The organism is Cupriavidus sp. FW306-1B-F12B (assembly GCF_058781795.1).
In genome coordinates this window covers 715,892-726,720 of the sequence record NZ_JBYSXC010000001.1, presented here as the reverse complement: position 1 = coordinate 726,720, position 10,829 = coordinate 715,892, and the positions used below count along the sequence as shown (strand labels likewise).

9 protein-coding genes and 1 pseudogene are annotated in these 10,829 nt (G+C 66.8%); 6 read left to right on the top strand and 4 right to left on the bottom strand.

From position 1 onward, the window contains the following. From AC3WLE_RS03275 to AC3WLE_RS03265, 3 genes and pseudogenes are all read left to right on the top strand, one after another. Positions 1–178: pseudogene (locus tag AC3WLE_RS03275) on the top strand (iron-sulfur cluster carrier protein ApbC); the annotation flags it as partial. A gap of 56 nt (positions 179–234) precedes the next feature. Continuing rightward, complete coding sequence (pyk, locus tag AC3WLE_RS03270) at positions 235–1,653, top strand: pyruvate kinase (protein WP_492356156.1); 1,419 nt, start codon at positions 235–237, stop codon at positions 1,651–1,653. A gap of 482 nt (positions 1,654–2,135) precedes the next feature. Then, positions 2,136–2,723 (top strand): helix-turn-helix transcriptional regulator, encoded by a 588-nt coding sequence (locus tag AC3WLE_RS03265; RefSeq protein ID WP_492318684.1) that lies wholly within the window; start codon positions 2,136–2,138, stop codon positions 2,721–2,723. Between the two features lie 104 nt (positions 2,724–2,827). On the opposite strand, the gene AC3WLE_RS03260 is transcribed toward AC3WLE_RS03265, so the two are convergent. Beyond that, positions 2,828–4,069, bottom strand: coding sequence for an ABC transporter substrate-binding protein (locus AC3WLE_RS03260; RefSeq protein WP_492318683.1), 1,242 nt, complete (start codon positions 4,067–4,069; stop codon positions 2,828–2,830). A gap of 28 nt (positions 4,070–4,097) precedes the next feature. Further along, complete coding sequence (locus AC3WLE_RS03255; RefSeq protein WP_492356157.1) at positions 4,098–5,153, bottom strand: cyclase family protein; 1,056 nt, start codon at positions 5,151–5,153, stop codon at positions 4,098–4,100. Between the two features lie 388 nt (positions 5,154–5,541). Between AC3WLE_RS03255 and garD the strand changes: the two genes are divergently transcribed. Continuing rightward, positions 5,542–7,107: a galactarate dehydratase gene (gene garD, locus AC3WLE_RS03250; RefSeq protein WP_492318681.1), complete on the top strand. Its 1,566-nt coding sequence runs from the start codon at positions 5,542–5,544 to the stop codon at positions 7,105–7,107. Positions 7,108–7,125: 18 nt separating this feature from the next. Here the strand turns inward: garD and AC3WLE_RS03245 are convergent, their stop codons facing one another. Together AC3WLE_RS03245 and AC3WLE_RS03240 are read right to left on the bottom strand one after the other, a co-directional pair. Beyond that, on the bottom strand, positions 7,126–7,350 hold the full coding sequence (locus tag AC3WLE_RS03245; protein ID WP_013952607.1) for a DUF3820 family protein: 225 nt from the start codon (positions 7,348–7,350) through the stop codon (positions 7,126–7,128). A 114-nt stretch (positions 7,351–7,464) separates the two neighbouring features. Beyond that, a complete protein-coding gene (locus AC3WLE_RS03240) occupies positions 7,465–8,370 on the bottom strand; it encodes a LysR family transcriptional regulator (RefSeq protein WP_492318680.1) in 906 nt (301 codons plus the stop codon). 115 nt (positions 8,371–8,485) lie between these two features. Here AC3WLE_RS03240 and AC3WLE_RS03235 point away from each other — a divergent pair, with 115 nt between their 5' ends. Then, positions 8,486–9,682 carry a CaiB/BaiF CoA transferase family protein gene (locus tag AC3WLE_RS03235; RefSeq protein ID WP_492351698.1) on the top strand — a complete coding sequence of 399 codons (1,197 nt, stop codon included), beginning with the start codon at positions 8,486–8,488 and terminating at the stop codon, positions 9,680–9,682. Further along, positions 9,675–10,814 carry an acyl-CoA dehydrogenase family protein gene (locus AC3WLE_RS03230; RefSeq protein WP_492318678.1) on the top strand — a complete coding sequence of 380 codons (1,140 nt, stop codon included), beginning with the start codon at positions 9,675–9,677 and terminating at the stop codon, positions 10,812–10,814. Before AC3WLE_RS03235 ends, AC3WLE_RS03230 begins: the two co-directional genes overlap by 8 nt. Positions 10,815–10,829: the final 15 nt, after the last annotated feature.

Genomic DNA, 10,829 nt, shown 5'->3' with positions numbered 1-10,829 from the left:
GCTGAACCTGCAGATCCGCGAGCAGGCCGACTCCGGCCGTCCGACCGTGGTGGCCGAGCCCGACAGCCCGGTGGCCGGGATGTACCGCGCCATGGCGCGCAAGGTGGCGATCAAGATCGCCGACAAGGCGCGCGACATGACCAGCAAGTTCCCGAGCATCGTCGTGCAGAACACCTGACCGGGGGTGAACGATTTACGCGCGGCTCCTGTCGCGCGCTGACATGGAGCAATGGCATGAGACGCCTTCGCAACGCCAAGATCGTGGCCACGCTCGGCCCCGCGAGTAGCACCCTGGAGCTCATCGACGCGCTGTTCGAGGCCGGCGCCGATGTCTTCCGGCTCAACTTCAGCCACGGCACCCACGACGACCACCGGCAACGGTTCGAGGCGATCCGCGCCGTGGAGCGCGAACGGGGCCGTCCCATCGGTGTGTTGCTCGACCTGCAGGGTCCGAAGCTGCGCATCGGCACCTTCGCCGGCGGGCCGGTGCAACTGGCCGCGGGAGCCGGCTTCCGGCTGGACCTGGACAGCGCGGCGCCTGGCTTGGCCAGCCGGGTCTGCCTGCCGCACCCGGAGATCTTCGCCGCGCTGAGCGAAGGCGTGGAGCTGCTGCTGGACGACGGCAAGATCCGGCTGCGCGTCGAGCAGTGCGGCGCCGGCTTCGCCGAGACCACGGTCGTCAACGGCGGCACGCTTTCGGACCGGAAAGGGGTGAACGTGCCGGATGCGGTGCTGCCGCTGTCTGCCATGACCGAAAAGGACCGGCGCGACCTCGACTTCGGTCTGGCCCTGGGTGCGGACTGGATCGCGCTGTCCTTCGTGCAGCGGCCTGAGGACATCCGGGAGATCAAGGCAATCGTCAACGGCCGCGCCGGTATCGTGGCCAAGCTGGAGAAGCCCGCCGCCATCCAGAGCCTGGACCTGATCGTCGCCGAGGCCGATGCCATCATGGTGGCGCGCGGCGACCTGGGCGTGGAGATGCCGGCCGAGCAGGTGCCGTCGCTGCAGAAGCAGATCGTCCGCGCGTGCCGCAAGGCCGGCAAGCCGGTCATCGTTGCCACGCAAATGCTCGAATCGATGATTGCCGCCCCCGTGCCCACCCGCGCGGAAGCGTCAGACGTGGCGACGGCGATCTACGACGGTGCCGACGCGGTCATGCTGTCGGCCGAGTCGGCATCCGGCCGGTATCCGGTGGAGGCGGTGCGAATGATGAACAGCATCATCTCCCGCACGGAATCCGACCCGCTGTACCGCGACGCCATCGAGGCATCCCACACCCCGCCGCGCGCGGAAGCGGCCGATGCCATCGGCTACGCCGTGCGCCACATCGCGCGCTTGCTCAAGGTGCCGGCGACGGTGGCCTATACCAGCTCGGGCTACTCGGCGCTGCGCATGGCGCGCGAGCGGCCGCAGGTGCCCATTCTCGGCATGACACCCCGCATGGCAACGGCCAGGCGGCTGACGCTCACCTGGGGTGTGCACGCCGTGCTCTGCCGCGAGGTGGTGGACGTGCTGGAAATGACCGATCTGGCCAGCAGCACCGTGCTGGCCGAGGGGTTCGGCGAATCCGGACAGTCCATCGTCATCTCCGCCGGGCTGCCGTTCCTGGTGGCGGGAACCACCAACCTGCTGCGCATCGCGCAGATTCAATGAGGCGATGGCCACCACGTATTGCGGCGGCGTTGCACGGTCCCCGCTGACAGAGGCCACTGCCACCTCTGTCAGCGGGCCGGGCCGCTCCCCTCCTGACCTCCATCCCCCCTCGAAAGAGGCAGGCAATGCCGAGGCCTGGCTCATTTGCCCCGACTCTCGTTGACTACGGCTTTGGCGGCGCCCCGGCGGGGCCATTGTTATCTGGCCGAAGACCAGGGCAAATGATGGCCATGATGGTATCGAAACGGTGCAAAAGTCATACCCTGCTAATCAGCAGGGTGCCTTTGACGGCGCGCAGGCATCAGTGGCGCCGTTAAAGGCCTTCCGGCTGGCGATCCTTGCACGGTTTTTATCGATGCCAACACTGTACATGCGCTGGCGCGTGGTCTAGTCTTCACGTTGACCCGCGTTCGGGTGAAATCCGGGCGAAGGGGCCAATCAAGGCGCCAGTAAAAGCGCCAGTATCGGGGGTCTGGACTGCCATGAGTATCGAGATCGGAAAAGACATCACTGCGTTTGCCGACCAATTGCTGGACGCCGTATTCCTGGTCGACACAGGCGGCCGCATCCAGTATGTCAGCGCAGCGTGCGAGGGCATTTTTGGCTATACGCCGAAGGATATGGCGGGTGAGTTCATCATCGATCTGGTCATGCCTGGCGACCGGGACCGGACCATTGTCGAGGCCAAGCAGGTGATGTCGGGAAAGAAGCGGATCGGTTTTGAAAACCGCTATCGCCACAAGGACGGCAGCGCCGTCCATATCATGTGGTCCGCCGGATGGCTCCAGTCGGAACGGTTGCGCGTCGGGGTTGCCCGCGATGTCACTGCGCTGAAGAAGGAGAGCATTCTTGACCTTGGGCTGGCGCTTTCCTCCGTTCCGTTGGCGCCCCACGAGCAGAAGGTCTTGCGGCTGCTGTTGACCGACGCATCGGAAAAGCAGATTGCCCAGCGCCTCGGCCTGGCCGTTTCAACGACCCATTCCTATGTGACCGGCATTTTCCGGAAATTCGGCGTCAGGGGCCGGGCGGGGTTGATGAGCCTGTGGCTGGAAAACCTGACCAGGGACTAAAATGCGCAATATGGATTGTATTTCTCGAATACAAACCATGATCTGTATTGGTCAGGAACCTCGGCCCCGCGCCTCTACGCCGCTTATCTCTACCGGCGCCGCCATCAGCGCCTGACCAGCGAGCACTGCGATTTCGACACCGGCATGAACGCCTGCTCGCCCGGCACCGTGGCCAGCACCTTGTAGTAGTCCCATGGGTACTTGGACTCGGCCGGCGTCTTGACCTCGAACAGATACATGTCGTGGACCATGCGTCCGTCTTCGCGGATGCGGCCGTTCTTGGCGAAGAAGTCGTTGATCGGCATCGACTTCATCTTCTTCATCACCGCCGCGGTCTCGTCTGTGCCGGCTGCCTGCACGGCCTTCAGGTAGTGCGTCACCGATGAATACGCACCCGCCTGGCTCATGTTGGGCATTTTCCTGAGCTTGTCGAAATAGCGGCGCGACCAGGCTCGCGTGGCGTCGTTCATATCCCAGTAGAAAGCTTCGGTCAGCACCAGCCCGGAGGCGGTCTTCAGGCCGATGGCGTGGATGTCGTTGATATAGAGCAGCAGGCCCGCCATGCGCTGCGTGTTGTTGCGGGTCAGGCCGAATTCAGAGGCGGCCTTGATCGCGTTGACGGTATCGCCGCCGGCATTGGCCAGGCCCACCACCTGTGCCTTGCTGGCCTGCGCCTGCAGCAGGTAAGAGGCAAAGTCGCTGGTGGCCAGCGGGTGGCGCGCGGCGCCCAGCACCTTGCCGCCGGTCTCGTTGACGACCGCGGTGGCCGAGTCCTGCAGCGTGTGGCCGAAGGCGTAGTCCGCCGTCAGGAAGAACCAGGACTTGCCGCCGCGCTGCACCATCGCGCGCGCGGTGGTGTTGGCCAGCGCGTAGGTGTCGTAGGCGTAGTGCACTGACACCGGCGTGCACAGGTCGTTGGTGATGCGCTCGGTGCCCGGGCCGGAGAACACCACGATGCGGTTCTTCTGTCTTGCAACCTCAAGCACCGCCAGCGCCGGCGCAGACGCGGCCACGTCGAGGATGGCGTCGACATTGGCAGTGTCGAACCATTCGCGCGCCTTGTTGGCGGCGATGTCGGCCTTGTTCTGGTGATCGACCACCACCAGCTCGATCTTCTTGCCCAGCACCTTGCCGCCGAAATCGTCGATGGCCATCTGCGCGGCGGTGGCGCTGCCGCGGCCGGTGACGTCGGCATACAGGCCGCTCATGTCGAGCAGCATGCCGAGCTTGACGACATCGTCAGAGACGGCGGCCCTGGGCTGGGCCTGGGCGGTGCCGCAGGCAAGCGCCGCGGCGAAGGCGAGGGCGCTGGCGGCAATGCGGCGGAGCGCGTGGCGATGGTTCATGGTGTCTCCCTGGTTTATTGTTGTTGGCTTATACCGTGGCGATCGGCGTCACCGGCGACCCCACCGCGCCGGGCAGGCGCAACGGCGGGGCGGTGAGCTGGAAGCGGGTGCGGCCGCTGGCGCGCAACCAGTCCGCCAGTTCGCGCAGGTACCACAGCTCGCCCAGCGGCAGGCCCAGCTTGAACAGGCAATGGTGGTGCAGCGGCAGCAGCGGGTGGCTCTTGTCGCCGTCGGGCACGGGGCGGGCGGGGTAGCGTTCCACCGCGTAGTTGTCGGCGATCAGCGCGGCGATGCCGGCATCGGTGATCCAGTTCAGCAGGCGCTCGTCGCGGCCGTCCAGCGCGCAGCAGCTGTGGTGCAGCACGGCTTCATCGGGGTTGCGCTGCATCGACAGCACCACCTCGGCAAAGCCGGTGCGCAGCAGCAGCATGTCGCCGCGTTCGACCTCCACTTTGCCGGCGTCCAGCGCGTGCATCAGGTCGTCGTAGCCGACATTGCGGAAGTCCATGCCGAAGGCATGCGCCAGGTCCACCAGCACGCCGCGGCCCTGCATGCCCTTGACCGCGAAGTTCTCGATGCCCAGCGCCTGCGCGGCACTGTGGTCGTGGCCGCAAGGGTGCGCGGCGAAGTTGTCGTCCTCGGCATAGTCGACCGGGCCGACGATATGCTCGTTGGCGCGGTAGCCGTTGTAATACACGCGCTCCGGGCGGCCGTCGCCGTCGGCATCGAACAGCGCCCCCACGTGCGCCAGCGCATCCCATTGCGTGCTGTATTGCAGGCACAGCAGCACCTGGTCGTCGCTGATGACGTCGGTGGCGGTGGGATCGACCTTGGCCAGCGGGAAGTTCAAATAGGGGATGTCGTCGCGCAGGGTAGGCCGCAGCACCGGCGGATGCCGGCGCGGGTTGAGCTTGTTGCCGCCGGGGTAGTCCAGCGGCAGCGACAGGCAGAAGCTGATGCCGGCCTGCACCTCGCGCGCGCCTTTGACGACTTGTTCCGGGCCGATCAGGTTGACGCGGCCAAGCTGGTCGTCGGGGCCGAAATCACCCCAGTTGGAACCTTGCGGACGTTGCTTCCAGCGCATGAGTCATGCCTCCTGTCGTGGGCGTGGCCGAGGGAGCGGCCGGTGTATGGGGTATCAGTGCGGCGTGGCTGCGCGATGTGCGTCGCCGCGCGGAAGGTCTCCTGTCCGGTTCTCGTGGCATGAAACCGGTTGCATCCTTATAGGCCATATTGCGGGGAATGGTCATTTTGCGGTGCAACAGGATTTCGGCGGGTTGGCCTCGTTCCTGGGGCGGACAATCCTGGTTCATGATGTGTTGTCGTACAACAAACCTAGGAAAGTGGCTTATGTTTGCCCTGAGATGGAAAGAGATAGGGAATTCCCGAGGCCATAGACAAGCATAAGCAGATAGAATGTTGTCAGACAACGTAACACTAAAGGTGCGCGACAGCGCCAGGCTGGAGATGACATGGCAGTGACCCCGACGGCAGGTGGGAAGGCGGCCCGCCCCCTGTACATCACGATGCACGCGAACGACAACGTCGCGATCGTGGCCAACGACGGCGGCCTGCCGGCGGGAACGGAATTCCCCTGCGGCCTGGTGCTGGCAGAGGGCGTGCCGCAGGGCCACAAGGTGGCGCTGACTGAGCTGCGCGAGGGCGACGCGGTGATCCGCTACAACGTGGTGATCGGCTACGCGCTGAAAGGCCTGCCGCGCGGCAGCTGGGTCAATGAGCGGGTGACCCGCATGCCGGCCGCGCCTGAACTGCACGACCTGCCGGTCGGCACGCGCGTGGCGCCGCTGCCGCCGCTGGATGGCTATACCTTCGAGGGCTACCGCAATGCGGACGGCTCGGTCGGCACGCGCAATATCCTGGGCATTACCACCACGGTGCAGTGCGTGGAGGGCGTGGTGGAGTTTGCCGTGCGGCGCATCAAGGAAGAACTACTGCCCAAGTATCCCCATGTCGACGACGTAGTGGGCCTTGAGCACACCTACGGCTGCGGCGTGGCGATCGACGCGCCCGACGCCGGCATCCCGATCCGCACCATCCGCAATATCGCGCTGAACCCCAATTTCGGCGGCGAGGTGATGATCGTCAGCCTGGGTTGCGAGAAGCTGCAGCCGGCGCGCCTGATCGGCGCCGGCACCATCCCGATCCAGAAGGAGGGCGAGCCCGATGTGGTCTGCCTGCAGGACGAGCAGCATGTGGGCTTTGCCTCGATGATCGATTCGATCATGGCCACGGCGGAGAAGCACCTGGCGCGCCTGGACGCACGCCGGCGCGAGACCTGTCCGGCGTCGGACCTGGTGGTCGGCGTGCAGTGCGGCGGCAGCGATGCCTTCTCCGGCGTCACCGCCAACCCCGCGGTGGGCTTTGCCACCGACCTGCTGGTGCGCGCCGGGGCCACGGTGATGTTCTCCGAAGTGACCGAGGTGCGCGACGGCATCGACCAACTGACCGCGCGCGCGGCCACCCCCGAGGTGGCCGAGGCGCTGGTGCGGCAGATGGCCTGGTACGACCGCTATCTGGAGCAGGGCAAGGTCGACCGCAGCGCCAACACCACGCCGGGCAACAAGAAGGGCGGCCTGTCGAATATCGTGGAAAAGGCGATGGGCTCGATCGTCAAGTCCGGCACCGGCCCGATCCACGGCGTCACTGGCCCCGGCGAGAAGGTCACGCAGAAGGGGCTGATCTACGCCGCCACGCCCGCGGGCGATTTTGTCTGCGGCACGCTGCAGCTGGCTGCCGGCATGAACCTACACGTATTCACCACCGGGCGCGGCACGCCGTACGGGCTGGCCGAGGTGCCGGTGATCAAGGTGTCCACCCGCAACGACCTGGCACGGCGCTGGCACGACCTGATGGATGTCAACGCCGGCCGCATCGCGACCGGCGAGGCCACCATCGAGCAAGTGGGCTGGGAGCTGTTCCACACGCTCCTGGCCGTGGCCAGTGGCAAGAAGTCATGGGCCGAGCACTGGAAGATCCGCAATGCGCTGGTGCTGTTCAATCCGGCACCGGTGACCTGAGCCTCAGGCCCGAGGGCGCTACGTGCGCCCGCGCAACGGCTTGAGCAGATGCGACAGGCCGTTGTGGTCCAGCTCATGCATCAGCGCCAGCAGCGCGCCGATCTGCCCCGGCGGGAAGCCCTCGCGCGCGAACCAGTTCAGGTAGTTGCCTGGCAGGTCGGCGATCACCGTGCCTTTGTGCTTGCCAAAGGGCATGGTGACTGTGACCAGCCGCTTGAGGGCGTCGGCGTCGAAATCGGTCATGGGTGGGCGGAAAGTCGGAAGGCTCCACGCTATCACAGTCAGAATGCGCTCGTGATGCCCGGGCCTGCTGGCCGAAGGCGCCGGTGTTCGACGGCTCGTGGACACCGCCTGCGGTCAGGCGCGTTTGATCATCGCTTCCTGCACGGCCGCGCGCACGCATTCAGCCAGCAACTCTGACGCCCGCGTGCGCGTCGCGCGGGCCGTGCGCGCGATCACCAGCGGCTGGCGCACGCTATCTTCCCGTATCGGCTTTTCCACGACGGCGGTAATCTGGGACGACGCCGGCGCCTGCGTGATCAGCAGCGCCGCGCCCAGTCCGTTCGCCACCATGCCGCGCGCCAGTTCCAGCGAAGTCGCGCGGTAGCGCACCTCGGGCTGCAGCCCGAATTGCCAGAACGGCGCCATCAGGAATTCACGGCTGTGCGGCAGGTCGATCAGGATCAGCGGTTCCTGCGCCAATTCGTGCAGTGACAGGCTGCCTTTGCGCCTGGCCAGCCGCGAGCCCGCAGGCAGCAGGCCGTAGGGCCGCAGCTCTGCCAGCAGTTCGCGCTCGATGTCATCGGGCATGCCGACGTCGTAGGTCAGCGCCAGCTCGATCTGCCCACCGTGCAGCCAGTCTTCCAGCTGGGCGAGATCTCCTTCGACAAAGCGGACCGACAGTTTGGGATAGCGCTCGCGTGCCAGGCGCAGCACCACCGGCAGGTAGACCGGCGCCAGCGTGCGGAACACGCCGATCTGCACCTCGCCCGCGGCGGCATCGCCGCTCTTGTCCACTTCAAATGCCGTTGCTGCCCCAAGGATGTGGCGCGCTTCCGCCAGCTTGCGCACGCCGAAGCGGGTCAGGGTCATCCTTGCGCCGACATCGCGGGCGAACAGGGCTTCCTCGAACAGCGTCTCCAGTTCGCGGATGGCAACGGAGATCGAGGGCTGCGAGACGTTCAGCAGCCGCGCCGCCGCCGTGGTGCTGCCGGTTTCCGCCGCCGCGGCGAAGTAGCGCAACAGCCGCAAGGAGACGCGCATCAGGAAATCCTATAGGTGCTAGTCGAATTCAATATTTTACTTGATAGCCTGCGCTGCGCAGAATCGGTGTCACTGAAACGCAAGCCCGCGGGTTTGCAAGCCTGGAGGCCAAGACGTGACCCATTCCGACCTGCCGCTTGCCGGCATCCGCGTGATCGATTTCTCGCGCGTGCTGGCGGGCCCTTACTGCACGGCGCTGCTCGGCGACCTTGGCGCAGAGGTGATCAAGATCGAACCGCCTGGCGGCGACGACTACCGCGCGGTCGGTCCCTTTGTCGATGGCAAGAGCGGCCTGTTCTCTGCCATGAACCGCAACAAGCAGAGCATCGTGATCGACCTGAAGACGGCAGCGGGCCTGGAGCTGGCGCGCTCGCTCTGCGTCCGGGCCGACGTGGTGGTCGAGAACTTCCGCCCGGGTGTCGCGGACAAGCTGGGCATCGGCTATGAGGCGCTGCGTGCGCTGAATCCGCCGGTGGTCTACGCCAGCGTGTCGGGCTTCGGCCAGACCGGGCCGGAATCGCACCGCCCGGCCTACGACATCATCCTGCAGGCAATGTGCGGGCTGATGGATGCCACCGGCGCCCCGGACGGCACCCCGACCATGCTGGGCGAGGCCATCTCCGATGCGGTCAGCGGCCTGTTCGCCTCATGGGGCGTGCTGGCCGCGCTGCTGGCGCGCGAGAAGACCGGGCGGGGCACGCATGTCGATGTCTCGATGTTCGACGCCACCCTGAGCCTGAGCGCCACCCTGGTCGCGCGCTATGCCGCGACCGGCCTGGCGCCGCGGCGCGTCGGCAACCGCCATCCCTCGTCCGCGCCGTTCGGCGTGTACCGCGCCGCAGACGGCTTCTATGTGGTGGCGGTGCTGAACAACAAGCTGTTCCAGGCGCTGGCCAATGCCATCGGCCGGCCGGAGATGGCGCAGGACCCGCGCTTTGCCGACGACGAGACGCGCTGCCGCTTCGAGGGCGATCTGCGCGCCGGTCTCGAAGCCTGGTCGGCCGGCCTTTCCGTGGCCGAGGTGAACCGCCTGCTGAGCGAGGCGGGCATTCCCGTCGCGCCCATCCGCAACGTCAAGGACGCCCTGGAGAGCGACCATGCCGCCCACCGCGGCCTGCTTGCCGAAGTGCCCGGGCCGGAGGGCGGCACCGTGCGGCTGCCCTCGCAGCCGGTGAAGTTTTCCGGTTACGGCGCCAATCGCGTGACGCCCGCGCCTGCGCTGGGGCAGCATACCGAAGCCATTCTGGCCGAGCTGGCCAACGCTGCCACGGCGCATCCGCAAGTGTTCAGCAAGGAGAAACAACATGCATAAACGACTGGGCGTCGAGCCGGGCGATCTCGAGATTGCCGACGCCATCGGCCGCTTCGCGCAAAGCGAACTGGCCCCGAAGGCGGCCGAGGTGGACCGGGCCGAAGCCTCCACCACGTGTTATGTGCCGCAACTTGCCGAGCTCGGCCTGATGGGGATGAACCTGCCGGAGCGCTGGGGCGGGACCGAGACCTCGCCGGTGGCACTGATCCTGTCGTTGGCGGAGGTTGCCAAGGCCTGCGCCTCGACCTCGTCGATGATCGGCGCGCACTACCTGGCGACCGATTCCATCCTGATCGGCGGCGACCACAGCCTGCGCGAGCGCTACCTGCCGGATGCGGCCGCCGGCGGCAAGCTGGGCGCCTTTGCGCTGACCGAGCCGCGCGCCGGCTCCAACCCGGCCGACATGGCCACGCGCGCCACCCCGGAGGGCGACGGCTACCGCCTGCGCGGGGTCAAGCACTTCATCTCCAATGCGGACGCTGCGGACTTTATCGTCGTCTACGCCAAGACCGATCCGGCCGCCGGCACGCGCGGCATCAGCGCCTTCGTGGTGGACCGGCACAGCGAGGGCGTGCAGATCGCACCCGCCGAGAAACTGATGGGGATTCGCGGGGCACCTGCCCACGAGGTGGCGCTGGACTGCTTCGTCCCCGCCGCCAACCGGCTGGGGCCGGAAGGCACGGGCTTCCGTACCGCGATGAAGGTGCTGGACAACAGCCGCCTGGACGTGGCCGCCACCAGCCTGGGCATTGCCGAGGCAGCGCTGGCCTGCGCGGCGGACTGGGCCAGGCAGCGCCAGGTCGGCGGCGAGCCGCTGGCGCGCAAGCAAGGCCTGCAATGGATGTTCGCCGACATGCGCACGCGGCTGGAGGCGGCCTGGCTGCTGACCCTGCAGGCAGCGGTGCGGCGCCGGGACGGCGAGCCCTTCACCGAGCAGGCATCGATGGCCAAGCTCTATGCCTCGGAGATGGTCGGCTTTGTCACCGACGCCGCGCTGCAGATCCACGGCGGCTACGGCTTCACGCGCGAAATGCCGCTGGAGCGGCTGGTGCGCGACGCGCGGATCCTGCGCATCTATGAAGGCTCGTCGGAAATCCAGCGGACGGTGATCGCGCGCGCGGTGCTGGCGTAAGCGCCGCTGCAGATC